We start from the raw sequence: 25,861 nt of genomic DNA, 5'->3' as shown, positions 1-25,861 counted from the left end.
GGGCCGGAAGCGGCCGAATCAGTCCGTTCCCGACTCGATCGCCGCCGAGTCGAGCAGCTCGTCGGCCGCCGAGACCGTGCCGCGGGAGGCGATGACCTCCGCGCCGCCGTCCGGCACCTCGCCGATCAGCTTCGTCGGCTCGGGCTGGGCGGAGATGAGCGCCGACTGGCGGGTGCCGACCATGCCGAGGCCCGCGAAGAGCTCCAGCTTGGCGCGCGAGTCCGCGATGTCGAGGTTGCGCATGGTCAGCTGGCCGATGCGGTCGACGGGGCCGAACGCCGAGTCCTCGGTGCGCTCCATCGACAGCTTGTCCGGGTGGTAGCTGAACGCCGGGCCGGACGTGTCGAGGATCGAGTAGTCGTCGCCGCGACGCAGCCGCAGCGTGACCTCGCCGGTGATCGCGGCGCCGACCCAGCGCTGCAGCGACTCGCGCAGCATCAGCGACTGCGGGTCGAGCCAGCGGCCCTCGTACAGCAGGCGGCCGAGCTTGCGGCCCTCGTTGTGGTAGGCCGCGACGGTGTCCTCGTTGTGGATCGCGTTCACGAGCCGGTCGTAGGCGATGTAGAGCAACGCCATGCCGGGTGCCTCGTAGATGCCGCGACTCTTGGCCTCGATGATGCGGTTCTCGATCTGGTCCGACATGCCCAGACCGTGGCGGCCGCCGATCGCGTTGGCCTCCAGCACCAGGTCGACGGCGCTGCCGAACTCCTTGCCGTTGATCGTGACCGGGCGGCCCTGGTCGAAGCCGATCGTCACGTCCTCGGTGGCGATCTCGACGCTCGGGTCCCAGAACTTGACGCCCATGATCGGCTCGACGATTTCGATGCCCTCGTTGAGCAGCTCGAGCGACTTGGCCTCGTGCGTCGCGCCCCAGATGTTCGCGTCGGTCGAGTACGCCTTCTCGACGCTCGACCGGTACGGCAGGTCACGCTCCAGCAGCCACTCGGACATCTCCTTGCGGCCGCCGAGCTCGGTCACGAACGCCGCGTCGAGCCACGGCTTGTAGATCCGCAGCGACGGGTTCGCGAGCAGGCCGTAGCGGTAGAACCGCTCGATGTCGTTGCCCTTGTAGGTGGAGCCGTCGCCCCAGATCTGGACGTCGTCGTCGAGCATGGCGCGCACGAGCATGGTGCCCGTGACCGCGCGCCCGAGCGGGGTCGTGTTGAAGTACGCGCGGCCACCGGAGCGGATGTGGAACGCGCCGCACGCGAGCGCGGCGAGACCCTCCTCGACGAGCGCCGAGCGGCAGTCCACCAGGCGCGCGATCTCGGCACCGTACGTACCCGCGCGGCCGGGGACCGTGTCGATCTCAGGCTCGTCGTACTGACCGATGTCCGCGGTGTACGTGCACGGCACCGCGCCCTTCTCACGCATCCACGCGACCGCGACGGAGGTGTCGAGACCACCGGAGAAGGCGATGCCGACGCGTTCGCCGGCGGGAAGTGAAGTGAGCACCTTGGACACGTTGAGAATTATGCACGACGATGTATGAGCATGCACGTCGGGGTGCCTGTTAGTTGCGCCTCAGCGATGTCGTCGCAGGTAGTGGACCACATTCAGTCGCGCCGCGGCTCGTTGATCACGTCCAGCACCTCCCCCACCCCCGCCTTGGTCAGCGACGGCACGACGTAGTGGTCCATCGTGCGCGGCTGCAGGAACAACGGGATGTCGTCGACCGACCCGCCCGGCAGCACGACGGGCAGCATCCGCCTCGTCCGGTCCTGCCTCTCGGAGTGCAGCAGCTCGCGCAGGATTCCCATCTCGGACCGGCCGCCGAGGTTGCGGCCCGGGTCGCCCGCCGCGTCGCCGACGATGCGGCACATCGGGGAGGCGACCACGACGATGTAGTCCGCGGTCGGCACCAGGTTGAGCATCCAGGCGTACCAGTCCCGCCGGACGTTCGGGTAGTACTGGTCGAGGTGGACGTTGATCCCGGTGTCGCGCAACAGGTCCGCGAACACCCGCACGTCCTTCTTGTGCTCGTCCGAGTCGTGGATGTAGCTGACGAACACGTCCGGGCCGCGCAGTGGCGCCGGCTCCTGCTGCTCGGTGCCCGACGTCTCCAGCCCCTCCAGCTCGTCGTCGAGCCGCGTGAGGAACCAGGTGCCCAGCGCCAGGTCGTCCGCTATCGGGCCGCCGGACGTGAGGAGCCGCCCGCTGAGGGCTTTGCCGAGGTTCTCGGCGATGATCCCGCAGCCGCGGCGCATCACGCGCAACGCGGGCGCGGTGACGTCCGGCATGCCCTTCCCGCGCGCGATCCCGCGGTCGCGCAGGAAGACCCGGATCTGGTAGCGCAGCTTGGCCGCGTGCATCAGGTGCCGGGCGAGCGGTGTGAGCTCGCCGTCCCCCGTCGTCCACACCAGCCGGTCGAGCGGGCGTTCCTGGTCGGCCGAGGCGACCGCGACGAGGCGCCGCACCACCCGGTCGTCCGCGGGCGGGCTCGTCTCCCACACCCGCACGATCCCGTCCGGCAGGCTGATCCGGTCGGGCCTGCGGGACCAGCCGACCGTGCCACCGCCGGGCACCGCCGCCCGCAGCACGCCCTCCAGGTCGATCTCCCCCGTGCTCAGGGCCATCAGGATCCGCGTCTCGCCCAGCACCCCGGCCGACGGCTGCCCCAGCCGGGCCAGCTCGCGTTCGAGCTCCAGCCACACCTCGGCGCAGTCCCGGTCACGGGCCGGCGCCATCATCACGGTCAGGCACAGCACGTCGTGCTCCAGCCGCACCGACGCCTGCCACACCTCGTGGCCGTCGCGCTGCCGTGCCGCGAGCAGCCCCGGTCCGTCGCGGAGGTCGACGCCGACGCCGAGTCCAGGCACCGGCCCGGTGAACCCCAGCTCGTCACCCAGGACGCGCCACGCCTCGTCGAGCCACGCCCGGCCCGCTGCGGCGTGCGGTCCTTCGACCGGCACCTGGAAGAAGGTGAGCAGCGCGGGCGCGATCACGAGTCCTCCCCGTCCGGCAGCAGCGTGTGCACGAGCTCGTTCGCGCGGTCCCGCACCTTCGGCTCCGGCTCGGCGGCGGACTCCTCACCCAGCCGCTCGCTCACCCGCCGCGTCAGCTGTTCCAGTTCGTAGAGAACCTGCTCCATCGCCGCGGAGTCGCCCGACTCGTGCGCCGCCCGGACGGCGGTCAGCGCGTCGTCGAAGCGCTGCCACGTGTTGGACGTGCGCCTGCGGCTGAGCAACCACTGGATCTTCCCGGCCACGTCCCGCGCGAGCTCCTGATCGATCGTCACCCCGACATCATCGGCACACCCCTTGCACGGCAACGGCCGTGCGCGTGACAGGTAGCTGCCGAGGGCAACTTGTTGCCACGTGACCAGGTCCCGCGCGGAGTTACCGTCGATCGCTGAAGCACACGCACCGTAGGGGGCACCGCTGAACGACGACGAGCTGATCGCCCGGCTCGAAGCCGCGCTCGCCGCGGCACAACGCAGGCAGGGGCTCGCACCGGGAGACGACTCACGGGCCGCGATCGCAGGCCTCCGGGAGATCCGCGCCGCCCTCACCGACGACCACCCGATGCGCGCCGCCGTCGCCGCGTTGCTCGGGCCCCAGCTGGCGATGGACGCGCTCGCCATACCCACCACCACTCTGGACGTGGTCGAGGAGGCGATCGACGAGCTCACGCGCGCGCTCGAACACGACGACGACATCGGCCTGAGGCATCACCGCGCGGTCGTCCTCGCGTTGCGCTACATCGTGCACGCCGGGCCGGACGACGACTTCCAAACCGCGCACGCGGAGTTCGTCGCGCTGCTGGACGTACCGGGCTACCAGGAGGAGGCGGGTGATCTCGCCCGGCTGATGCTCGTGCAGCTGCGGGCCGCGACGTTGCGGGCCAGGGAGAACCGCCGCTTCGTCGAGGATCCGGACGGGGCGGAGGCGGCCAGGTTCGTCTCCGACGCCGGGATGCTGCCCTCGATCGTGACCAGGGCTGCCTTCAGCGACATCGCCGGCCACCTGTCCCAGATGTCGGAGCCGGTGCGGTCCGATACCTCGGTCGGCTCGATCGCGGCGTTGTTCGCCTCCATCTCGCCGTACTTCCGGGAGGACCACCAGGACGAGGAACGAGCACTCGACGAGGCGATCGCGCAGGCGACCGACCGCATGTCGCTGACGGAGGAGGGTTTCGACCGCGCTCTGAACGCGACGCTGCTCGCCTTGCTGCTGAACCAGAAGGCGTCCGCGACCAAGGCGCGCGTGCACGTCGACGCAGCGGTGGCCGCCGCGCACGAGGCGGATCTCCTGCTGCGGGACGACATCCCGCTGGCGCCGCTGCTGCGCGACATCGTCACCATGGTGAAGGGCCAGCACGAGAAGACACCTGTAGAGCGCGCGCAGCTGCCTCACGAGGTCGCCGAGATGCGCAAGGTGCTGCACAAGGTCCCGGCGTCGGATCCCGCTCGGGACAACATGTTCACGTCGTTCGTGAGCGCGATGGCGATCCGGATCGGTGAGACGGGCGACCGGGCGGGGCTGGACGACCTGCGGGAGTTCGTCGCCGAGGAGAGCGCCACCATCGCGGACGAGGGCGCGCGGCACCTGGCCAGGGGCATGGTCGAGGTGCTGGACGGGATCCTGACCGAGGAGCCGTCCTCGATCAGCGCGGGCATCGCGAGCCTCACAGCGGCGGAGGCCACGCTCTCGCCGCGGCACCGGGCGTTCCCGATGATCAAACCCTTCATCGCGATGGCGCTCGGGCAGCGCGCGATCAGCGGGAGGAACCTCGGCGACCTCGAGTCCGCCTACCGGTTGATCGACATCGCCGAGCCGGGGCTCGACGAACAGCAGGCGGTGTCGGCGAAGCTGGGCAGGCTGGGCCTCACGCTCACGTCGCTGCGCCACGGCGGCACGAGTCCGGAGAAGATCGACGCGGTCCTGGAGGAACTGCGCGGGCTCACCGCGGAGGAGCTGCGCGTCGCCCAGTTCGACGTGGCCGAGGTGACGCGGGTGCTGGAGTTCGCGCGCACTCTGTCCGGCTCGTTCGGGAAGCCGGTCACCGGCCCCGCCCCTGCGGCGCAACCGAATCCCGGGTACTGGTCGGGCCGCCAGGACGACATGACCGAGGCCGCCGCGCTGGTGCACAACGGGTTCGTCGGCAACGACCTGGAGATGCTCGACCGCGGGGTCGCGCTGTTGCGGGAGCAGACGACCACCGGCCCGCGCGACCGCGTCCGGATGCTGGCCACGGTCGGTCTGTCGATGATGTTCCGCTACGCCCGGTCCACGAAGGCCGCCGATCTCGACAACGCCATCGAGCAGCTCGAGGAAGCGGAGTCGCTCGTCGGCCACACCGACGCCTCCGACACAGCGGGCGTGCACTACTTCCTGGGCGACGCCCTGCACCTGCGCGGCAACCGGCGGCTGGACCAGGGCGACCGCGCCCGTGCCGCCGACCAGGGCATCCTCGCGATGCAGGCGCGGGCGGCCGACGTGCTGCTGCAGTCCGAGGCCGACTACGCGCTGACCACGGCCGAGGGTGCGGAGGGCGAGGCCGCGAACATCGTGCAGTGGTGCGTCGTGGCGGGCCGTCTCGACCTCGCGGTGCGCGCGCTCGAACTCGGCAGGGCCCTCGTGCTCAACTCCATCAGCGTGGAGACGTCCATTCCGGACCTGCTGCGCGACGCGGAACGGCCGGACCTCGCCGAGCGGTGGCAGGCGGAGGCCACCGACGACGATCCCGGGCCGGTGCCCTCGGATCTGCGGTTCCAGGTGCTCACCGCCCTCGAAGGCACCAAGGCGGAGTCGCAGCTGCTGCGCCCGCCTTCGCTGGACCACATCAGCACTGCGTTGCGGAGCACGGGAAGTCAGGCGCTGGTGTACCTGCTGCCTGCCCAGTCGACGCAGCCCGGTTTCGCGCTGGTGGTGACCGCGGACGGCGAGGTGCGGCACATCCCTCTGCCGAAGCTGCGTTCCGGGCCGGTGCGGCAGTTCGAGGCGGCACGGCGTGCGCTCGTCGACCCGTCAGCCGCGGACGAGAAGCAGTGGGACGACGCGGTCGCCTCGATGTGCGACTGGTCGTGGGTCGCGGTGATGGGGCCGTTGCTCGACCACTTCCGCGGCCTGCCCCGGCTCGTGCTGGTGCCCGTGGGCGAGCTGGGAGCGGTGGCGTGGCACGCGGCCAGGCGGCGCGTCGGCGGCGAACTGCGTTATGCGTGCCAGGACGCGGTGCTCACCTACGCCGCGTCGGCGCGCCAGTTCGCCGACGCGGCGAGGCGCGGCGTCAGGCAGGCCGACGCCGCGGCGGCACTCGTGCGAGTGAGCGACCAGTCGCTGTACTGGGCGCCGACCGAGACCGCGACCATCCGCGACCACTGCTACCCGGACGCGACGTGCGTCGAGGACGACGTGCTGCCCGCCGCCGTGCTGAGCCACCTGCCGAGCGATCTGCGACCGGGTGCGTCCGTGCTGCACCTGACCTGCCACGCCTGTCACGCCACCCCGGCGGTCGACTCGCACCTCGTGCTGGACAACGGGCAGGTGCTGCCCGTGCGGGACGTGCTGCGGCAGGCGAGGCACCGGCCTGCGGACGCGGAGGGCGGGCTGGTGGTGCTCGCCTCGTGCGCCAGCGACCTCACCGACTCCACCCAGGACGAGGCCCTGACGCTGGCGACCGCGTTCCTCGCCGCGGGGGCCACCGGCGTGGTCGGCGCGCGCTGGCCGATCGTGGACATCACGACCACGTTCTTCGTGATCATGTTCCACCACTACCTGACGCGCGGCTACGAAGATCCCGCGGTGGCCCTGCGCGCCGCCCAGCTGTGGATGCTCGACCCCGGCCGGAGACTGCCGCCGGGACTCCCGCGGGCACTGGCCCGGCGCCTGCGTTCCTCCCGACTCGACGACGCCGGCAACTGGGCCGCCTTCACCTACCAGGGGCGATGAGATGAACACCAAGGCCTTCGGCATCGACCTCGGCACCACGCACTCGGTGCTCGCCCACATCGACTACTCGGGCAGAGCCGGCGTCATCCCCAACACCATCGGCGAGGAGATCACTCCGTCCACCGTGTACTTCGAGGCGCCGCTGGAGGTCACCGTCGGGACGACCGCGAAGAACTCGGCGGTCGTGGAACCGCGCAACTTCAGCCAGCTCGTCAAGCGGCACCTGGGATCGCCGGGCGTGCGCTACCCGCACCACGGCCACGACTACACCCCGATGGAGATCTCCGCGCTGGTGCTCAAGTACCTCGCGGAGTGCGGCAGGAAGGCGACCGGCGTCGTCGTGGAGGACGTCGTGATCACGGTGCCCGCGCATTTCGGTGTGGCGGAACGGAAAGCGACCAGGGCCGCGGGCGAGATCGCCGGGTTCAAGGTGCGCGACGTGATCGTCGAACCGGTCGCCGCCGCGTTGCACTACGGCTTCGGCAAGGGCGCTGCCGACGGGGTGCGGCACGTGCTCGTGTGCGACCTCGGCGGCGGAACCTACGACACCACGGTGATCCGCATCGAAGGCGACCACATCCAGGTCCTGTGCACCAAGGGAGAGGGCAACCTCGGCGGCGCGGACTGGGACGCACGCGTGCGCGACTTCCTCGTCGACGAGTTCATCCGCAAGCACCCGCGCACCGACCCGACCGCCGACGAGGTGTTCCTGCACGACGTCACGCAACGGGCCGAAAAACTCAAGAAGGAGCTCAGCACTGCCCAGACCCGCAGCACCGACCTCCGGTTCCGCGGCGAGGTCGTCCGCGTCGAGCTCACCAGGGAGAAGCTGGAGGAGCTCACCGCCGACCTCGTCTCCCGCGTCACGGACCTGACCCGGTTGACGGTGCAGGAGGCCGAACGCAAGGGCGTGCGCGAGCTCGACGACGTCCTGCTCGTCGGCGGCATGAGCAAGTCACCCGCGATCGGCGCCGCCATCCACGGGTTGCTCGGCATCGAGCCCAAGCTGCACGAGCCCCATCTCGCGGTCGCCAAGGGCGCGGCCATCTTCGCCTCCCGGCAGCAGGTGCGGATCAGCGAGAACGTCAAGCCCGACAGCGAGAACGGCATCGGCATACCGACCGCCACCGTCGTGTCGCGCGGCATCGGCGTGAAGGCGATCGACCCCAGCGACCCCATGGTCGAGATCAACCCGATGAACGCGCGCAAGGTGGTGCAGCACATCCTGCTCTCCGGCGAGACGCTGCCCACCCGCAGCGAGCCGTACCCGTTCGGCATCGTGTACGCCAACTCCCGGATGGCCGAGATCGAGGTGTGGGAGCAGAAGGGCGTCGAGGACTCGATGGAGCTGTCGGCGAACAGGCTCGTGGGCAAGGGTTTCCTGCGCGACATGCCGCCCAAGCCCAAGGGCGCGCACATCCTGATCTGGTTCGCGATGTCGGAGACCGGCGAGCTGTCCGTGCACGCGTCCGACCCGGACTCCCAGGCGCAGGTGCAGTTCGAGCTGCGGATCGAGGGACTCAGCGAGCCGGACGTCGAGCAGTCGCGCGCCTGGATCGCGCGCCACCGCGTGCAGGGCTGAGCCTCACGTGGTGGCGGAACCCGGATGCCGCAACCGAAGCGAGCGTTGCGACGGCGTCGCCGTTCTGCGGCCCGCGCCCTCGCCGAGCTCCGTTTCGTGCGCCTGGATCACGGTTTCCACGCTGTCGCAGTAGTGCGCGGCGGCCTGGCACATGCGCCGGTAGCACGTCCTGGCGAAGATCAGCAGCAGCGTCGCGACGACGAGCTTCGCGGTGAGGCCGGGCAGGAACCCCACCCAGGCCAGTGACGCGAGCAGCCACATCATCGCCTGGGTGTGGCCGAGCAGGACCCTGGAGGCGAACTCCAGGTTGGTGATCTCGGTGGCGCTCGCCACCGTGAGCAGGCGGGGCAGGCACTCGTGCAGCTCCATCCCGTTGCGGTCGCGCACGTGTTCCGCCGCCGCCGCGAACACGTTGCCGAGCCTGGTCGGCTCCAACGCCGGGTCGTCGCGCCCGCAGTCCCGCATCCTGCGCCACGGGCGGCCGTGCGGGAACCTCCGCATGCCGACGACGGCCCGGCGCAGCGGTGGGCTCAGGTTCGCCTGGCGCTTGGTCCGCCGGCGGCGCTCGCTCTCGAGCCACGCGCCCGCGTGCCGGACGAGGCGCGGCCACTCGGCGCCCGTCAGCATCGAGGTCACCGCGGTCGCCTGCCCGAACAACGCCCAGTACGACAGCACCATCGCGCCGAGCAGGCACGCGATCGGCGGCACGGCACGGGTCCAGCCCGTCAGCGCGCCGCAGAGGTCACTGCCACCGGACGGGCAGCCGGGCAGCGGTTGCGGGTGCAGCCAGTAGAAGAGCACGACCCCGGCCGCCCAGAAGCCCACCGTCGCCAGCGACGCGGACGTGGCGAGCCTGCGCGCGAACGGGCCGAGCAGCTCGCCGACGATCTTGTCCACGAGCTCACCCGCCGGATCCGCGCCGGCGCACCAGTGGAACCCGGTGCTCCGGCACCTTCTCGCACACGCCGTCGCCGTAAGCGCGTTCGTACGGCCCCGGCTCCACGTAGTCGCAGCCGTCCACCGGGCAGGCCCACATCGTCGTGTGCCTGGGCGGAGGCGGCGGAGGCTGGTACACGATCAGCCACGTCCCTTCTTGGCGAGGCCACCCGCCATCGACGCGATGCCCGCGCGGATGTCCGCCACGTCGACGATCACCTGCCGGTCGTCGGAGTCGCTGCCGGGACAGGTGAGGCGCGACAACGTTCCCGCAGCCCGAGGGCCGAGGCCGCGCACGACGATGCGCACGCCCATCGCGCACAGTTCGCGCGCGACCCGTTCGGCCTCGTCGACGCGCGGGATCTCGCCGTCGCTGAAGATGCAGACCACGCGGTCACCGGTCATCGGCCCGTACAGGTCCTTGCACTGCAACAACGCCGGCACCACATCGGTTCCACCGTCGGCGGACGCGGCGCGCAGGCCCGCCACGATCTCGGCGTGCGGCAGGTCGGGCGGGAGGTAGCGGACGATCTGCGAGCTCCACAGGATCAGGCCGCAGTCGTACCGCTCCTCGTCGGCCTCGGCGAGGAACGCCACCCCGCCCTCGATCGCCTGCGCCAGCCGCTCGCCGTCCATCGAATAGCTCACGTCGATGCACAACAGAACGGTTCCCCGGTAGCGGTTCTGCAGCGCGGGCAGGTGCGGTCCCGGCGGCGACTGGGTGAGGCCGATGCCGTCGAAGCGCTTGCGGATCCAGGTGCTCACTGGCTCACCGTCACCCCGGCGAGCGAGGCCGCCAGCTCCACGTGCGCACTGCCGTCCACCACACCGTCCACATAGGATTGAAGATCCAACGTCACACCACTGCGCGGCTCGCGGGCCGAGACCGAGAGCAGGCCGTCCGCGCTCACGCTGAGCGTCACCTCGACGTGCGAGCCGGCCGCCAGCGGTGGCAGGCCGCTGAGCTCGCCGTCGAGCACGCGCCGGTTGTGCGCGACGTCGCTGGACGGCAGATCGCCGGCCTGTTCGTAGATCTGCACGCGCACGCGGTCCTGTCCGTCGACGATCGTGCTGAAGCGGGTGGTCGCGCTGGCCGGCAACGGATCGTTGCGGTGCACGGTGTGGACGACGAGCCTGCCCTGTCCGGACGGGTCGTGGCTGTCCTCGACCAGCACGCCGAAGCTGCGCGGGACCACCGACCGCGTGGACCCCTGCGCGATCGCGGACAACCGACCTCCCGCCTTGCGCAGCTCGCTCTGTCCCGCCAACTGGTGCGCACGGATCGCCGCGCCGTACGCGACCGCGAGATCGGGCTCCACCAGCCGCGGCTCCACGCCCAGTTCGGCGTGCAGCGCCCGTGCGATCGCGGGCATCCGCGACGACCCGCCGACGAGGATCACGGCGCCCACGCGCAGCACACCGCGATCACGTGCGCTGGCCAGCACGCGACGGGTGATCTCCAGCGTCCGGTCGACCAGGTCCACACCCATCGCCTCGATCGTCGTGCGGTCGATCTCGACCGACGCCGTCGCGCCTCCGCAGCGCAACGCGACCTTGCGGGACGCCACCCTGCTGAGGTCGCGTTTCACCTTCTCCGCGAGGGAAGTCATCTCGTTGAGGAACGTCTCGTCCTCGTACGGGTCGACGTCCGGCACGGCGCGGGCGAAGTTCTCCAGCAGGTAGCTCGCGATCCGCGCGTCCCAGTCCGCGCCGCCGAGGTGGCTGTCGCCGTCCGTGGCGACGACGTCGACGCCGTGGTCGCCCGCCTTCAGCACGGTCGTGTCGAACGTGCCGCCGCCGAGGTCGTACACGAGCGTGGTGGTCGCGGAGTCCGGCACCGCGGTGCTGTAGTGCAACGCGGCGGCCACGGGTTCGCTGAGCAGTTCGAGCACCTCGATCCCGGCGAGCGCGGCGGCCTGGAACGTCGCTTCCCGTTCCCTGATCCCGAAGTAGGCGGGCACGGTGATCACCGCGCGCACGCCGGTGGCGTTCCCGACCGCACCGCGCAGGATCAGCGCCGAGACCGACTCCGGCGTGTGCCGCACGCCGTGGAAGAACAGGTCGAGCTCGGTGCCCATCCGCCGTTTGATCAACGCCACCGTGTTGTCCGGGTCCACAGTGGACGCGTTCTTCGCCGCCACGCCGACCAGCACCCGGTCCGGCGAGTCGAAGTGCACGACGGACGGGGTGGTGTGGTCGCCCAGCGAGTTGGGCAGCGTGACGGGACGGCCGGTGGCGTCGATGCCCGCGGTCACCGTGTAGGTCGTGCCGAGGTCGATGCCGAGGATCATGAGGACCGCCACGCGGCTCTGGCGGCCGCCGCCATGTCCAGGACCTGGTGCCAGACGGGCTCGGCGGCCAGCACGACGCCCAGGCCGAACAGAAGCGCCACCACGGTGCACAGGACCACCAACGCGACCCGGTGCACCCGGTAGGACAGCGGCGGGTCGTAGCTCATACCTTCTCCTCCTGTGCGCGGGCGGCGGGCAGCAGGTCGCCGGCCCCGCTCTTGCCGATCAGCCACTCGAACGGCGCGGACGGCCGCATGCCCTCGCCCGCGGTGTGTCCCGGCACCGAGGCCGCGACGAAGTAGCGCACGTCGCCGAAGTCGCGTTCGGCCGACAGCACCAGGTTGTCCAGTCCCGCTTCGCAGAGCCACTCGCGGACGCTCCCCTGGCGCAGTCCGTCACCCGGCGACAGACCGGCGAGCAGGTCGGCCTTCACCACCGTCATGGCGAGGCTGCGCCGGCGGGTCTCGACGCCGTAGTCGGCCAGCCGCCGCGCGGTGACCTGGTAGACGGCGTCGGGATGCGCGGTCGCCGGGTTCGCCTTCGCCACCTGCGCCGCGCTCTGCGCGCCCAGCTGGTCGCGCACCCACGGCACGGAGAACGGGTCGACCACGAACACCAGACCCTGGGCGTGGTCGAGGAACTCCAGGTCGCTGTTGTCCTCGCGGTCCGCGTAGAACTCGCCGGCCGCGTCGAACAGGTGCAGCAGCGCGCGCTTGCGGCCTCGGGTGAGCCGTGCGGTCAGCGCGTGCGGCAACGAGGCCGCCACCGTCTTCGCCGTGTCCTGACCCGAGGAGATCACCGCGGCGGCGTTCTCGAAGATCCCGCGGCTGTCGTTGTCCACAAAGGACAGCTCGCCGCCCGCGGAGGCCAGCTCGTCGCGCAACGCCACCAGACCGGCGTAGACGAGACGCGTCTTGCCCGCCGAGACGGGGCCGAAGACGGGCAGCCGGATGTCCGTGGTGACCCCGCCGCCCTTGCGCAACGTCGTGGAGCAGCGCGGACACTGCGGCTCGACCCGGTGCGCGGCCCGCAGCACGGTCGTGGGCAGGGACGCACCGCATCCGCAGCGGCGCGACACCCCGCCCAGCCGGCCGGGACGCAGGTCGCGGTGGATCTCACCGCACCCGGCGCACGGGAAGGCGGGCAACGTCGTGACGTGGTAGCAGGTCGGACAGCTCGCCGTTGCCCTGCGGAGCTTGCGCACCAAGGCGTCCAGCCAGCGCAAGGTCAGCGACACCGCCCCCCACACGAGATGCGCGACACCCAGCGCGGCCGAGCACAGCGCCAGCAGGAACACGGAGATGCCGAAGGCGCCGGTGGTGAACGCCCCCACGACCGGGAACACCAGGCCGACGACGGGAATCCACACCCACCAGTGGCCGACCGCCTTCGTGCGGTCGGTGACGGCGGTCCACACCTTCTTGATCACCACGCCGACCGAGTGGTACGCCGCGACGAGGTCCACCCACGCCTGCGAGGTGGTGTAGACGGGCCAGGCCCGGTCGCGGCTGAACGGTCCCTTCACCTTCGGCAGCGCCTGGCCCGACACCACGTCGTCCGGTGTGACGAGCCGCGGCCGCTCCGGACCGCGACCCAGCAGCGTCATGCCGAACAGGGAGAACGCGACCAGCCCGCCGACCGCCGCCAGCACGGGTACCGCGACGTACAGCACCGGCATCAGGACGAACACGAACACCCACGCCAGTGCCCACAACGCGAGCCCGGCGGCCACCACGATGACGCCGAGCAGAAGAAGGTACTGCACGGTTCACTCCCCTCCCTTGCGGCTGAACGGCCAGCGGCTCGACCGCGGCGAGGACGCCTTCTCCGGCTTCTCGGGTTTCTTCTTCGCCGACGACTTCGCCGGCCGCTTGCGCGACTCCGCGTAGCTGCTCCTGGACGCGGCGGCGAACCGGCGCCATTCGGTGATCTCGTGGCTCGCCATCAGGTTGGGCGAGCTGGCCACCTCGGCGACCCGCTCCTCGGTCGTGGTGCCGGCGAAGCGTGCCAGCTGATGCTCCAGCTGCTCGATCAGCGCCTCCGAGCAGTTGGGCGACATCGCCGTGAGGTAGGTGAGACCGACCGCGCGGGCACTGTTGGCACCCCAGGGCATCCACCGGCCCGGCAGCTCCCGGCACAGCACGGCGACCATGGCCGCACCCGCGTAGCGGACGGCGGTCGCGGCGTCCTCCGGCCTCGCCTTCTCCAGCAGGACGTGCAGGATCTGGTGCGAACGGGCCGACATCGCGGTGTCGTGCAGCTTCGCGAGCTCACGCGCCGCACGGCCGGACGGATTGGCGAGCCACTTGCGCAGCACCACGTCGTCCTCGACGACCCGGCGCCACCCGGCCTGCGACGGCACGTGCCCCCGGTCCGCGAGCACCGCCAGCACGTCGAGCTCCGCCCTGCCCAACGAGTTCAGCGCGCGGAACACGGCGGTGGCGACCTCGGCCGAGGTCCGCTCGTAGCGGGTGACGAAGGCGAGGATCTCCGCGGTCTCCGGGGACGCGTCACCGAACAGAGCCCGCCACGCCACGTCGTCGCGGTCGGTCAGCCCCGCTACCCGCGAGATGACCGACGACCGGATCGGAGCGCCGCCGAGTGCGACGGCCGCCGACGCGAGCGCCATGTCCAGCGGCGCCGTCGGATCGGCGATCGTGCGCCACAGCAACGGCCACCACGCCGCACCGGTGCCGGGGCGCTGGCGGGCACCGAGCTCGTCCCGCAGCAGGTGCAGCAACTGTTCGGTGTCCGGCCACCGGCCGGGATCGACCGACGCGGCGGGGTTCGCCGCCCACCACGTCACGAACCGGTGCGCGCCGTCGCGGAACGCCGCGGCGTCCGCACGCACCCCGAACTCGCCGGCCAGCACCAGCAACGCGTTCATCGACTCGGGCCGCACCTCGTTCGCGGCGCGCTCGACCACGGCGGTCATCTCGCGCGTCGCCTTCACCGGCGAGCGCGGGCCGACGACGTCCGCGGCACCTGCAAGCACCGCCTCGACCTCCGCCACCAGCAACGCCTGCCGCACCGCGGTGACGACCTCGGGCGTTGCTCCGTGCCGGTGCGCGGCGTTGTCGAGCAACCGCAACGACTTCGCGTCCCGCACCGCCCCGAGCGCGGCGGTCACCAGCTCGGCGCGGTACTCCTCGACGGACTCGAGTGGTTGCACGGCAAGCCATTCGGCCAGACAGGCACCGGCAGCGGGATCCTCCAGGGACTCGCCGAGCGTCACCACGCAGCTGGCCACCCGGTCGCCGGCGTTCTCCGGCTCTCCCCGCGTCCTCGCGCTCCCGTCCGCCAGCTCGACGGCGTCGACGACGTCGTACGGGTCGTCGCGCAGGAACCGCGGCACCCAGAACGACGCGGCCTCGGTCGGCGCGACCTCCGCGTGCTCCCCCGTCGCGAGGTTGAACACCACGAACTCGTCCGTGCGCCGCACATCGGCGTAGGCGCCCGCCCAGTCCGGGTGCAACGCGATCACGTCGTGCCTGCTGTACTGGGGATTCGTCGCGAACACCCGGAAGCTGATGCGCAGCGCACGGGCCTGCGGCAGCAGCAACGTTCCCGCCGCGAGCCAGCCGAGCACGTCGGCCGCGTCGTTCGCGACGAAGGCGATCCGCTTCCCGTCGGGCCCCCCGATCCGGTCCAATGTGGACAGCACGGCGGTGAGCCACTCCTGCCCGTCCGGTTTGCCGAGCACCCACTCGCGCACCGCGTCACGACCCCAGGGACCGTGCTCCGGCGCGGCGGGCAAAGCTTCGCACCGCGTGCTTGGTGCGGGCGCCTCCACCCACCACGGCGCGTTCCACAGCTGCGCCGGCCGCACCTCGCCGTAGGAGTCCGGGTCGGCCGTGGTCACCGCGTGCGTGAACTGGTTGCCCTCACGGGCACCGTTCACCTCCGCACCCAGGTAGATCCCTCGCGCCGTGGCGTACACACCGTCGACGACGTGCGTCAGCGAGGGCGGGTACTCCCCCGCCGGGCGTCGTTCGCGCATCCACGACGACGGCGCCTCGTACAGCGAGGAACGCTGCACCAGCGCCATCTCGTCGTGCCCCACGTCGGCCGACACCGCCTGGAACTGGAACCCCGCGCCCCCGCGCAGTCCCTGCCCCGGCAGGCAGTCGGTGTAGTAGAGCGAGGAGAACCCGGCGCTCATGCGGTCTTCCTGCTCTCGATGATCTTGTCCAGCGACAGCAGCCACAGCAGCGGTTCGTCCACCCGGAACGGACGCACGCCGCCCGAGCTGACCTTCGCGTGCTCGTAGTCCGGTTCGGCGCCGAGCGAGGACACCCCGAAGTAGCGGAACTTCTTGTAGTGCGCCCGCAGATGCGCGTCGATGTCGTCCGCGTCGAGCTCCGTGAGCAAGGCCCGCATGTGCTCGGTGGTGTCGTCGCCGTTGCTCTCGTCGTAGAACGGCCCGGTGGCCGGTTGGGTGAGCAGCGGATGCCCCTCGCCGAGCACCTGGAAGAACGCGTCGATCTTCGAGAACACCACCGCGACCGGAATCTTGATCTTGCGGCGCATCCCGATGCCGTGGCTGGTGCGCAGCAGTTCCGTGATGCGGCTGAGCACGTTGTACGGCGGCTCGGAGTCGCGCTGGGCCATCTTCGGGATCGAGATGCGGTCGCGCGCTCCCTTGAGCTGGAACGGGTCCAGCAGCACGATCAGCCCGTCCGCCGCGGACAGGTACGACTGCGCGTTGACGAACTCCTGCGTCGTCATGTCCTCGCCGGCGGCGTCGTAGAACGACAACGTGCTGGTGTTGTGCACCTCGCGCCCGAAGCTGCGCCGCGCCTGCCGCCACTGCAGGACCAGCGGCACCTTCACGCCGTCCACCGCGGCCCTGGTCTGCTCGAACAACCGGCTCTCGCCGAACAGCGCGTTCTCGTAGTCCTCCAGCCATCCCGCGATCGAGACGTCGCCACCCTGGCGGTCGCCCGCGAACGAGATGTCCGCGGCGAACCGGCGCCGGATGTTGTGCCTCAGCTCGTGCACGAGGACCGTCGTGAACACCGTCTTGCCCGAGTTCTTCCCGCCCACCATGGCGATCAGCGGGCTGCGGCTGTCGGCGAAGTTCGCCGGCAGCGGGGTGTGGCACACCTGGCAGGCGCGGATGCCCGACGACCCGCCGCACGACGGGCAGGGCACCAGCCGTTGCGGCAACGGGTTGCGCGTCTCCGGCGCGGTGAACGTCGGGTAGACCGCGCCGGAGAACCCGGTGAGCCGCTGCCGGTCGGTGTCCACCTCGCGCTTGCACCGGTCCCGTCCCGGTGTGGCGCGACCGGTGCACTGGAACCGCAGCTTCGCCAGGTCGATCCGGTGGTAGCAGTAGGGGCAGGAAGCCTTGGCCATCACGACACCTTCAGTTGCTTGGTCGGCGGGTCCAGGAGCACGGCGACGCCGTCCTCTTCGATGAAGCACCTGATCCAGTACGGCTTGCGCATCTTCGGCAGCTCGGCGCTCAGCTCGACCTCCGCGTCCGGCAGCACGTCCTGGGGGCTGCGCAGCACGACCACGCCGTCGTCCGGGCGGCGCGGCATCACGGTGCCGGGCGCGACGACGACGAGAACCGTGCAGCGCTGCACCGGTTCCTCTGCCTGCAGCCGGACGCGCACGGTGCCTCCGCCCAGCAGCGGGCGGCGCGCGAGCTGCACCGAGTAACGCAGCCGGGGCGGTGCGGAGGGCACGTTCAGTTCCACATCGGCCGACGCGCACTCACCACCGGAGGCCGCGACCACGCTGCGCACGCGGACCCGCAGATCTCCCTTGCCGCACCGCAACCGGAAGCCACCGCCCAGCTGGTACTGCTGCCGGGTGAGCCGCGACTTGCCCTTCTCGCCGCCGCACTCCCACCGGACCTCGGCGGTGCCCGCGTCCTCCGGCCACACCCACGACAGCACGTGCTCCTCGCCGAGCCGCTGATGCCGGACGTCGGTGAGCGGCAACGCGATGCCGAGCGAGCCGTCCTGCCCGCGCAGGGCGCCCTTCTGGCCGATCGTGAACGGCACGTACCAGAACAGGCCGGTCGGCACGTCGGTGGTGAGCGTGCGCCACTCGCCGTCGGTGGTGAGCGTCCCGGTCAGCTCCGTGCCGTACGCCTTCATATCGGACACCGGCACCACCGCGCCGAACTCCCAGCGGCACGCCACGTCCGCACGACGCAGCACGACCTCGGCGTCCGGTTCCTGCTGCCGCCACGTCACCGCCACCCTTGGCGCGCCACCGGGCACCGCGGCGAGCCGCAGCGCCGTGACCGCCGACGCCTTGCCGCGGTCGGAAGCACGCACCTGCACCGCGGCCGCCCGCGCGACGGCACCGTCCGGACGGCGGTAGCAGGCGACGAGCGTGTAAGCCCGTTCTCCCTTGCCCTCCAAGCGATCCGTGAACGAGGTCTTGCCGCTCGCCCGCACCGCACCGCCGTCCGGGCGCGTCACCTCCACCGTGAACGCGTCGGGATGCACCTGCCACTGCACGCCCACCGCACCGTCCTCGACGGACACCGCGACGTCGTGCACCGGCGGCAGCACCTCGATGGTCGTGCCGACGGACCGCGACCACGTGTCACCGCCCTCGCCCGCGGCGAACACCGCGTAGCCGACCAGCCGTCCCGCAGAGGCCTTGCGGTCCAGCGCGACCGAGCCAGGACCTTCGTGCACCACCGCGCCGTCACCGGGATCGCCCGGCGCGCGGCCGTCCTGGCGCACGACCCGGTACCGGGTCTGGTCGTCGTGGCTGACCGCGCGCCGCCAGGACAACCGCACGCCCAGCCCGTCCGGGTGGGCGGTGAGCTCGAGCGGTGGCGGCAGCGGGATGCGGCCGAGCTCGGCGCTGAGCTCCGCGTCGTCGGACGCGAGCGCGACCGCCTGGCGGTACAGCTGCCGCGCCTCGTCCTCGTCCCCGCGGCGCAACGCCTGCGACGCGGCGTCGCGCATCTTGCGCACGTTGGCGACCTGCTGGTCCACCAGCGCGCGGGCGGCGGTCGCGTCGTCGGAGCCGGTGATCGTCGCGAGCATCTGCTGCGCGGCGACGAGCCTGCCCTCCTCCAGGAGCGCCTGCACCGCGGCCAGACCGGTGACCGGAGCGCGCGCGGACTCGTTGAGCACGCTGAAGAGCGCCTGGCGCGCCTCGTCGGGTGCCAGGCCGCGCGCGGTGAGCCGCTTGAGGAGGGCGACGGTCGGCACGCCGCTGCGGTGGTTCGACCGCACGTCCTCCAGCAGGTGGAACAACGCGAGCTCGCGCAGGTCGACCTTGTTGCGCGCCGCCGAGGACAGGATGTTGAGCGCCTGCCGGGCGGGTTGGTTGCCGGATCGGCGGTTCTCCCTGTCGACGGCCTCGGTGATCGCGGCCGCGGTGAGGCCGGACCGGCTCGGCGGGTCGCTGGTGAAGGACTTCAGCACCGTGAACGACTTCAGCTGCCCGTGCACCAGCTCCGGGACGCTGCCCAGGTCGGCGTCGACCAGGCCCCGTTCGAGCTCGCGGTACTGGACGTCGGGCAGGCCGCTCGACTGCGGCAGCCCGACCGGGTCGGCCTCGCTCACCGACGCCGCGGTGAGCGCCTTGGCGACCTCTGCCGGCGCGAGCGAGGCGAACTCCGCGTCCAGCAACGCTTTGAGCTGTCCCTTCGACACCAGGCCCAGATCGCCGAACCCGGTCCGCAGCGTCTGCGCGAGCTCGGCGATCTGGCCCGCCCGCGAGCCCTGCCGCGACGTGTCGTACTGCCGCCACCAGTCGATCCGGTTCAGGTCGGCGCCGTGTTCACGTTGCAACGCCTCGTCCGCGCGCAGGAACGCCTTGTAGACGCTCTTCACCGACAACGGCTTGTTCTGCGCCAGCGCGGACTTGTTCCAGTGCGACCGGATCTCGGCGAGCCGCCGGACGACGTCGGGGTCCGCCATCGAGAGATCGACGGCGTACCGGGTGACGAGGTCGTCCGGCAACGCACCGGCTGACCGCCGCTTGAGAGGCTTGACCACCGCCTCCTCGTAGGCCTTCGGGTCCAGAGCCGCCATCAGCTCGACACCCGCAGACCCGCGACGACCTTCGCCGCCTCCTCGACCTCCTCCGTGCTGAGGACGCTCACCCGAACCTTGATCACCAGTTGCTTGCGGGTGGAAGCCTCGGTGGCGACGACCTCGAGCATGCCCTCGTTGTCGACCAGCATCTTGATCTCGATGGGCGCCCCGGCCGGGAGCGACGGCAGGCCGTCGATGGTGCCCGCGCCGTCGTTGAGGTGCTTGTTCTCGCCCATCTCGCGGCCGGCGACCACACCGGACTGCTCGTAGAGCTCGATCTCCACCGAGGTCTGGCCGTCGTAGAGCGTCGCGGCCTGCAGCTCGCCCGCCGCGGGCAGCGCGTCGTTGGCGTGCACCAGATGTTCGACGTAGTAGCGGGTCGGCTTGCGCTGCCAGTCGTCGTCATCGGTGTCGACGAGCTTCACGCCGAACGCCTTCGGCAGGACGTTGCGGGTCTCCTTGTTGGCGATGGTGCGCAGCTTCTGCGTCGAGATGCCGGTCTGGTTCGCGATCGTCTCGACGGCCGCGTCGACGCCCTTCTCCTCCGCCTCCTTGTGCACCACGCGCCCGAGGGCGTACAGCGCGGCGCCCTTGGCGACGGCGAGGTCCGGGTCGTGCAGCTTCGGCTCCCAGCCGAACTCCGCCTTCAGCCGCTCGGCGACCGCGGGCATCTTCGTCGAGCCGCCGACCAGCAGCACCTCGTCGATCGTGCGGCCGGGTGCCTTCTGCTGCAACGTGTCCAGCGTCCTGCGCACGATCTCCACGGTCTTGGCGAGCAGGTCCTCGGTGAGCCGTTCGAACTCCGCGCGGGTGACCTCGACGCGTGCGCTCACCCCTGCCCCGCGCAGCGGCACCGGCCGTGACTCCACTTTGGACAGCTGCTTCTTCGTGTCCTCCGCGGTCTTGGCGAGCGTCTGCAGGAACTCCTCGTCGTCCTCGGGGTCGACGTCCGGCGGGACGTGCTCGCGGAACGCGTCCAGCAGGTGGCGGTGCAGCCGCGCGTCCCAGTCGGCACCTCCGAGGTGGTCGTCGCCGTCGGTGCACAGCACGACGATCTCGTCCTCCGACACCGAGATCACGGTGGTGTCGAACGTGCCGCCGCCCAGGTCGTACACCAGAATCGTCTTGTTCGCAGCGCCCGTGGTGGACTCGTAGTGCAGCGCCGCGGCCACCGGCTCGGGCACGATCCCGATCACGTCGAGGCCGGCGAGCACGCCCGCGGTCCTGGTCGCGTCGCGCTCGAGCATGCCGAAGTAGGCGGGCACGGTGATCACCGCCCTGGACGCGGGCGCGCCGTGCGAGTCCTCGGCGTCCTGCGCGAGCTGTTTCAGGATCAGCGACGAGATGGACTCCGGCGTGTGGGTCTTGCCGTCGAACTCGTAGGTGGCCTTGGTGCCCATCTGCCGTTTGATCAGCGAGACGACCCTGTCTCCGTGCGTCACCACGGAGTTCTTGGCCACCGAACCGACCACGACGTTGTCGGAGTTCTCGAAGAAGACCACCGACGGCGTGGTCTCCATGCTGTCGGTGTTGCGGCAGACCGCGGGCTTGCCGATCTCGTCGACGTACGCGATCGCCGAGTAGGTCGTGCCCAGGTCGATGCCGTACACCCGGAAGCCGTCGTCAGACACCATCTTCGCCCTTCTCCTGTCGTGCGCCGTCTTCGGCGTCTGACCACTTGCGCACGTGCACGCGCGCCGGGGTGGTGACCCGGTCGAGGTTCGCGTCGAAATAGCCGTCGGCCACGACCTCGGCGATCGTCTGGTCCTCGTCGCTGCTCGCCGCCGCCACGACCTTCACGGCGCGGTGGTCGCGAGCGGAGAACGGCGTGCCGGGCTCCGGCCGGACCGGTGTGCACCCGCAGCGTTCGAGCGCCTGCTCCACGCTCAGGGCGAAGGACTCCAGCAGATCCGCGACCTGCCGCGCGGACAGCTCGGCCGGCACGGTGCGCGCCTGCCGGAGCAGGTCGTTGCGCAGGGTCTGCAGGTCCACGACCACCGGGCGCAGCAGCAGTGCCTGCTCACCGACCCGCAGCCGCTGGACCTCCTCGTGGAGGTTGTCGATCACCTTCTCCCTGGCGGCCGCCCTGGTGTGGTGAGCACGCGTCTGCTCGACGAGGTCTCCGGTGAGGGCGAGGAGCTCCGCCAGCCGATCGGGCTCGGCCTCCGACTCCGCAGCGTCATCGTTTGACGCCGCACCACCAGGGTCGCCGATCAATTCCCCGGCCTGCGCATTCGTGTTCACCGCCTCCTCTCCGGACTCGTCAACCCGAACGGAATCGAGTCCTTCGGCCGTGTCCCGCACACCACCAACTCCTTGATTTCGCACCCATCAGGCACCGCTTTCTTCGCATCCGCAGCGCGGCGCGTTACCTGGATTTAGGCGTCAATTCTTAGTCCGATCGAGGGAACCAACGAGTGCTCCGGCAACTTGTCACCAATGACGACAAGTTGTCCTGGAGACACCATTTCAGGCGTGGTATCACGCGTGCGTGCAGGAGGGTGACGGCCCTGCGGCCGCACCGGAGGAGCAGCGCGCGCTCCACCACCCGCGCCATCCGCTTCGTCCACGCCGGATACATCAGCGACAGATTGACAGTGCGCAGGAAAACTAGACAAAAGCATGACAAGTACAAGACGGCGACAAGTTCTCCGCAGCGAGTTCAGCCAAGCTGGTAACGATTTACCGCCGAGTCGCGAAGCAACGGCGGGATTGACGACCAACGAACTTCTCGGTTTCGACACCGTGCGCCAGTCCGGTCACATAGGGTGGCCGTCGCGTGCGGTTCGGAACCCGCGCCGAGAGGGATGCTCAGTGACGGACGCGCCGGATCGCAGCCGCCCGCTCGCCGGTCTGGTGGGCGCCGACGCGGAAGCGCTGTTCCTGCGCATGCTCGCCAGCGGGCCCGTGCCCGACGACCCCGGTTCGCCCGCCGTGACCGAACTGCTCGACCTCGGCATCGCGGTGCACTCCGCCGCGGGAACGACGGTGCGGCCGGTCGACCAGGCCGCCGCGCTGCGGTTGTTGCTGGAGCGCAGGCAACACGAGATGGTCGAGCAGCAGCGGCGGATCCTCGACGGCTGGACCAGGCTCACCACGCTGCTGCCCCGCGATCTCGGTGGCGGCCACCACGACGGCGACGGCGTGGTGGCACTCGCGAACTTCGACGAGGTGGCCGCCCGCACCGCCGAGCTCTACCCGTCGGCCAAGCAGCACGTGCGCGGCACGGAGACCGGTGACGGTCCCCCGATCATCGCCGGGACGCGCGGACAGGCGCGAGCCGCGCGGTTCCGGATGATCTACCCGGTCACCTCGGTGGCGACACCGGCCGGCGTGCGGATGGTGGAGGACTCCGCCGCGTGCGGCCGCCAGGTCCGGCTGCGCCGCGACATCCCGATGAAGATGCTGCACGTCGACGACGAGGTCGCGCTGATCTCCGGCGGGCGCTCCGGCGGGTTCCTGGTGCAGACACCGCCGATCGTGACCGTGCTCGCCGAGTGGTTCGACCTGCTGTGGACGGACGCGGCGACGATCGCCCCCGCCGACGATCCCGGCCTGACCCCGGCGCAGCACACCGTCCTGCGGCTCATGTGCACCGGCGACGACGCCGCGATCGCCCGCAAGCTCGCCCTGAGCACCACGACCGTGCGCCGGCACGTCAAGACGATCTACCAGGTGCTCGGGGTCAACAGCAGGTTCGCGGCCGGGGTCGCCGCGGCCAAGCGCGGCTGGCTCTGACCGTCCTCTTCGGACGCTCATCCGGTCACGTCCAGCGCCAGCCGTGCCCGTGCCTCGCCGACCATCAGCGGTTTGAGGATGCCGTCGAAGCGGTCCGCCTCCTCCCACGCGGCCCGCGCCCGAACGAAGTCGCCCAGTGCCGCGGCCACGTTGCCGAGGCCGAGCCGGGCCCGTGCCGCCTCGTACTCGCTGGCGACCGCCTCGCTCACCGCCACCGCGTCCAGGTAGTGCCGCTCGGCCTCGGCGTGGCTCGCGGCGCGGAAGCACACCCAGCCCTTGGCGTTCAACGTCATCGCCACGTCGAGATCCAGTCCCAGCTCTCCGAAGATCTCCTCCGCCTCCCGCAGGTGAGCGAGCGCCAGGGTCTCCTGGCCGAGCTCGACCTCGGCCAACGCCATGCCGCGCAAGGTGATCGCCACGTTCCGCTGCTCGCCGCCGGCCCGGTACCGCTCGAGTGCGTCCTCCAGCCCCCGCACCGCCTTGTCCGGCGAGCCGAGGTAGATGTCGACCCACGCGAGGTTCGAGCCCGTGCTCACGGCGCCGTGCTGGTCGCCGATCTGCCGGAAGAGCTCCAGCGCGGCCTCGTAACAGCTCCTGGCGGGCTGCAGGTCTCCGCGGTCGGAGTGCGCCATGCCGAGGTTGTTCAACGTGATCGCCTCGGCACGGCGGTCTCCGCTGGCGCGCACGGCGGCGAGCACGTACTCGTGCGTGGAGATCCACGGGTCCCACAGCTTCGCGAGGAAGAAGTAGTCGCGCAGGTAGTAGGCGAGCCGCCAGCACTGGTCGGGGAAGCGGGTGGCCGCGGTCCGGCACAGCGACGTGAGAGAACGCCATTCGGTGTCGAGCCAGCGCACCGCGTCCTCCCGGCTCGCGAACTCCGCGGCACCTCCACCCAGGTCGTCGGGGTGGTAGCGGGACGGCGCGATGAGCTCGTTTCCGGCTCGCGCGCGGTCCACGCAACGGGTGAGCAACCGCAGCAGCGCAGCGTCCTGATCAGTCACGGGTACCTCCGGTAGCAGGTGTTCGACGAGGTACTGCCGCACGAGGTCGTGCAGCCGCACCCTGTTGTCCAGCAAGAAGGTCACGAGGCCGGCGTAGTCGAGCCGTCTCACGACCTCCTCCGTCGTCGCGGGGTCGCGCCCCGCCAGTGCGCCGATCGCGGGCAACCCGACGTCGGTGCCGGGATGCAGGCCGAGCAGCGCGAGCGTTCCCCGTTCCGCGCCGGTCAAGCCCTGCACCGACACGGCGAACGCCGACACCACACTTCGTTCTCCGTCGTCCAGCGCGACGAGCCTCGTCAGCGCGCGTTCGAGCTCGGCGACGGACAGCACGGCACTGCCCCGGCGCCGTGCCGCGGCGATCCGCACCGCGAGCGGCAGACGCCCGCACAGGTCGACCACCCGCCGCACCGCCGCCTCCTCGTCGTCCGGTCCGGCCAGGCTCCGGAACAACCGCACCGCCTCCACGGCGGGCAGCTCGTCCAGCACCAGGTGCTCGGCGTCGTCGAGCGCGTGCAGGCGGTTGCGGCTGGTGACCAGCACCCGGCAGCGCGCCTCCGCCGGTAGCAGGGGACGCACCTGCGCGGCCGTGGAAGCGTTGTCCAGCACCAGCAACATCCGCCGCCCGCGCAGCCGGCTCCGGTACAGGTTCGCCCGCCCGTCGACACCGTGCGGGATGTCCGCACCGCTGACCCCGAGCATGCGCAGCAGTGCGTCCAGCGCGTCCTCGCTCGCCATCGCGGACGAACGCGGGGTGTGGCCGCGCAGGTCGAGGAAGAGGCACCCGTCGGAGAACACCGACTGCGTCTCCCAGGCGGCCCGCAACACCAGCGCGGTCTTGCCGACACCCGCCATCCCGGTGACCACCGCGACCGTGTCGCCGTCGTCGCCGCACAACAGCCGTCCCAGCCGCTCGACCTCGTCCCGTCGTCCGGTGAAGTGCCTGGTGGTCGCGGGCAGGCCGAGCACCGCCGACGTGCTGCGCCGCGGCTGTTCCGCCGCCAGCCCCGCCAGTTCGCCGCCCGCGCCGAGCACCCTGTCGGCCGCGAGCGCGAACTCGGGCGTCGGCGGCACCTTGCCGCTCTCGACCTTGCTCACCTGCGACTTGCTGTAGTGCATCAACGCCGCCATCTTCACCAGCGACAAGCCGGCCGCCTCACGGCGCCCGCGCAGTTCCGGTCCGAACTCGGCCGCTTTTCCTTCCATCCGCACATCGTCCGACACAGGACACGCCCGAGGTAGGGCCCGAGCCCGCGGATTCACCACGCGGGCCCGGAACCGGCCTGGATCAGCCCAGCAGCGTGCCGGGGAAAAGAATCACGACGTGGGTGTGCATCAAATCCACCTCCTCCTGCGGAACGTCCTCTCACCGAATCGAAATCGGGGCGCGCTCTCCGACTTCTCCACG

The 25,861-nt window shown here is 71.0% G+C and carries 18 protein-coding genes; 3 read left to right on the top strand and 15 right to left on the bottom strand.

Features of this window, described 5'->3' with window-relative positions; all coding sequences use genetic code 11:
- Positions 1 to 18: 18 nt before the first annotated feature.
- From argG to AB0M24_RS20420, 3 genes are all read right to left on the bottom strand, one after another.
- Positions 19 to 1,464: an argininosuccinate synthase gene (gene argG / locus AB0M24_RS20430; RefSeq protein ID WP_363769676.1), complete on the bottom strand. Its 1,446-nt coding sequence runs from the start codon at positions 1,462 to 1,464 to the stop codon at positions 19 to 21.
- Positions 1,465 to 1,556: 92 nt separating this feature from the next.
- Positions 1,557 to 2,945, bottom strand: coding sequence for a CATRA conflict system CASPASE/TPR repeat-associated protein (locus tag AB0M24_RS20425; protein ID WP_363769674.1), 1,389 nt, complete (start codon positions 2,943 to 2,945; stop codon positions 1,557 to 1,559).
- A complete protein-coding gene (locus AB0M24_RS20420; protein ID WP_363769671.1) occupies positions 2,942 to 3,238 on the bottom strand; it encodes a CATRA system-associated protein in 297 nt (98 codons plus the stop codon). Before AB0M24_RS20420 ends, AB0M24_RS20425 begins: the two co-directional genes overlap by 4 nt.
- A 286-nt stretch (positions 3,239 to 3,524) precedes the next feature.
- On the opposite strand from AB0M24_RS20420, the gene AB0M24_RS20415 reads away from it, so the two are divergent.
- Both AB0M24_RS20415 and AB0M24_RS20410 read left to right on the top strand, forming a co-directional pair.
- Positions 3,525 to 6,890 (top strand): CHAT domain-containing protein, encoded by a 3,366-nt coding sequence (locus AB0M24_RS20415; RefSeq protein ID WP_363769668.1) that lies wholly within the window; start codon positions 3,525 to 3,527, stop codon positions 6,888 to 6,890.
- Between the two features lies 1 nt (position 6,891).
- On the top strand, positions 6,892 to 8,472 hold the full coding sequence (locus AB0M24_RS20410; RefSeq protein ID WP_363769665.1) for an Hsp70 family protein: 1,581 nt from the start codon (positions 6,892 to 6,894) through the stop codon (positions 8,470 to 8,472).
- A 3-nt stretch (positions 8,473 to 8,475) separates the two neighbouring features.
- Here the strand turns inward: AB0M24_RS20410 and AB0M24_RS20405 are convergent, their stop codons facing one another.
- Genes AB0M24_RS20405 through grpE form a run of 11 tightly spaced genes read right to left on the bottom strand, consistent with a single transcriptional unit; the run spans position 8,476 to position 21,961 of the window.
- Positions 8,476 to 9,369, bottom strand: coding sequence for a hypothetical protein (locus tag AB0M24_RS20405; RefSeq protein ID WP_363769662.1), 894 nt, complete (start codon positions 9,367 to 9,369; stop codon positions 8,476 to 8,478).
- A gap of 4 nt (positions 9,370 to 9,373) precedes the next feature.
- Positions 9,374 to 9,547: a hypothetical protein gene (locus AB0M24_RS20400; protein WP_363769659.1), complete on the bottom strand. Its 174-nt coding sequence runs from the start codon at positions 9,545 to 9,547 to the stop codon at positions 9,374 to 9,376.
- A 2-nt stretch (positions 9,548 to 9,549) separates the two neighbouring features.
- Positions 9,550 to 10,173, bottom strand: coding sequence for a vWA domain-containing protein (locus AB0M24_RS20395; protein ID WP_363769656.1), 624 nt, complete (start codon positions 10,171 to 10,173; stop codon positions 9,550 to 9,552).
- The gene (locus AB0M24_RS20390) at positions 10,170 to 11,711 is read right to left on the bottom strand and encodes an Hsp70 family protein (protein WP_363769653.1); all 1,542 of its coding nucleotides are present in this window, start codon (positions 11,709 to 11,711) and stop codon (positions 10,170 to 10,172) included. The genes AB0M24_RS20395 and AB0M24_RS20390 overlap by 4 nt, the downstream gene beginning before the upstream one ends.
- Positions 11,696 to 11,866 carry a hypothetical protein gene (locus tag AB0M24_RS20385; RefSeq protein WP_363769650.1) on the bottom strand — a complete coding sequence of 57 codons (171 nt, stop codon included), beginning with the start codon at positions 11,864 to 11,866 and terminating at the stop codon, positions 11,696 to 11,698. The genes AB0M24_RS20390 and AB0M24_RS20385 overlap by 16 nt, the downstream gene beginning before the upstream one ends.
- Positions 11,863 to 13,464 (bottom strand): hypothetical protein, encoded by a 1,602-nt coding sequence (locus AB0M24_RS20380; protein ID WP_363769647.1) that lies wholly within the window; start codon positions 13,462 to 13,464, stop codon positions 11,863 to 11,865. Before AB0M24_RS20380 ends, AB0M24_RS20385 begins: the two co-directional genes overlap by 4 nt.
- Positions 13,465 to 13,467: 3 nt before the next feature.
- Positions 13,468 to 15,861 carry a hypothetical protein gene (locus AB0M24_RS20375; RefSeq protein WP_363769644.1) on the bottom strand — a complete coding sequence of 798 codons (2,394 nt, stop codon included), beginning with the start codon at positions 15,859 to 15,861 and terminating at the stop codon, positions 13,468 to 13,470.
- Positions 15,858 to 17,057 (bottom strand): zinc ribbon domain-containing protein, encoded by a 1,200-nt coding sequence (locus AB0M24_RS20370; protein ID WP_363769641.1) that lies wholly within the window; start codon positions 17,055 to 17,057, stop codon positions 15,858 to 15,860. The genes AB0M24_RS20375 and AB0M24_RS20370 overlap by 4 nt, the downstream gene beginning before the upstream one ends.
- The gene (locus AB0M24_RS20365; RefSeq protein WP_363769638.1) at positions 17,057 to 19,714 is read right to left on the bottom strand and encodes a hypothetical protein; all 2,658 of its coding nucleotides are present in this window, start codon (positions 19,712 to 19,714) and stop codon (positions 17,057 to 17,059) included. The genes AB0M24_RS20370 and AB0M24_RS20365 overlap by 1 nt, the downstream gene beginning before the upstream one ends.
- Positions 19,714 to 21,351, bottom strand: coding sequence for an Hsp70 family protein (locus AB0M24_RS20360; RefSeq protein ID WP_363769635.1), 1,638 nt, complete (start codon positions 21,349 to 21,351; stop codon positions 19,714 to 19,716). The genes AB0M24_RS20365 and AB0M24_RS20360 overlap by 1 nt, the downstream gene beginning before the upstream one ends.
- Positions 21,341 to 21,961, bottom strand: a complete 621-nt coding sequence (grpE, locus tag AB0M24_RS20355) for a nucleotide exchange factor GrpE (RefSeq protein WP_363769632.1) — start codon at positions 21,959 to 21,961, stop codon at positions 21,341 to 21,343. Before grpE ends, AB0M24_RS20360 begins: the two co-directional genes overlap by 11 nt.
- Positions 21,962 to 22,531: 570 nt before the next feature.
- Here grpE and AB0M24_RS20350 point away from each other — a divergent pair.
- Entirely contained in the window at positions 22,532 to 23,455 is a 924-nt protein-coding gene (locus AB0M24_RS20350; RefSeq protein WP_363769630.1) for a helix-turn-helix transcriptional regulator, read from the top strand.
- Between the two features lie 17 nt (positions 23,456 to 23,472).
- On the opposite strand, the gene AB0M24_RS20345 is transcribed toward AB0M24_RS20350, so the two are convergent.
- Positions 23,473 to 25,659, bottom strand: a complete 2,187-nt coding sequence (locus AB0M24_RS20345) for a tetratricopeptide repeat protein (RefSeq protein ID WP_363769627.1) — start codon at positions 25,657 to 25,659, stop codon at positions 23,473 to 23,475.
- Positions 25,660 to 25,861: the final 202 nt, after the last annotated feature.

It is taken from the genome of Lentzea sp. NPDC051838 (genome assembly GCF_040681245.1).
Lineage (GTDB): Bacteria > Actinomycetota > Actinomycetes > Mycobacteriales > Pseudonocardiaceae > Lentzea.
This window is presented reverse-complemented; position numbering and strand designations above follow the sequence as displayed.

What these genes read in the sequence shown, in the direction of transcription:
- AB0M24_RS20375 (WP_363769644.1), bottom strand. Translation starts at nt 15,861, where the DNA reads ATGAGCGCCGGGTTCTCCTCGCTCTACTACACCGACTGCCTGCCGGGG.
- AB0M24_RS20370 (WP_363769641.1), bottom strand. Translation starts at nt 17,057, where the DNA reads ATGGCCAAGGCTTCCTGCCCCTACTGCTACCACCGGATCGACCTGGCG.
- AB0M24_RS20385 (WP_363769650.1), bottom strand. Translation starts at nt 11,866, where the DNA reads ATGAGCTACGACCCGCCGCTGTCCTACCGGGTGCACCGGGTCGCGTTG.
- AB0M24_RS20345 (WP_363769627.1), bottom strand. Translation starts at nt 25,659, where the DNA reads ATGGAAGGAAAAGCGGCCGAGTTCGGACCGGAACTGCGCGGGCGCCGT.
- AB0M24_RS20360 (WP_363769635.1), bottom strand. Translation starts at nt 21,351, where the DNA reads ATGGTGTCTGACGACGGCTTCCGGGTGTACGGCATCGACCTGGGCACG.
- AB0M24_RS20415 (WP_363769668.1), top strand. Translation starts at nt 3,525, where the DNA reads ATGCGCGCCGCCGTCGCCGCGTTGCTCGGGCCCCAGCTGGCGATGGAC.
- AB0M24_RS20365 (WP_363769638.1), bottom strand. Translation starts at nt 19,714, where the DNA reads ATGGCGGCTCTGGACCCGAAGGCCTACGAGGAGGCGGTGGTCAAGCCT.
- AB0M24_RS20410 (WP_363769665.1), top strand. Translation starts at nt 6,892, where the DNA reads ATGAACACCAAGGCCTTCGGCATCGACCTCGGCACCACGCACTCGGTG.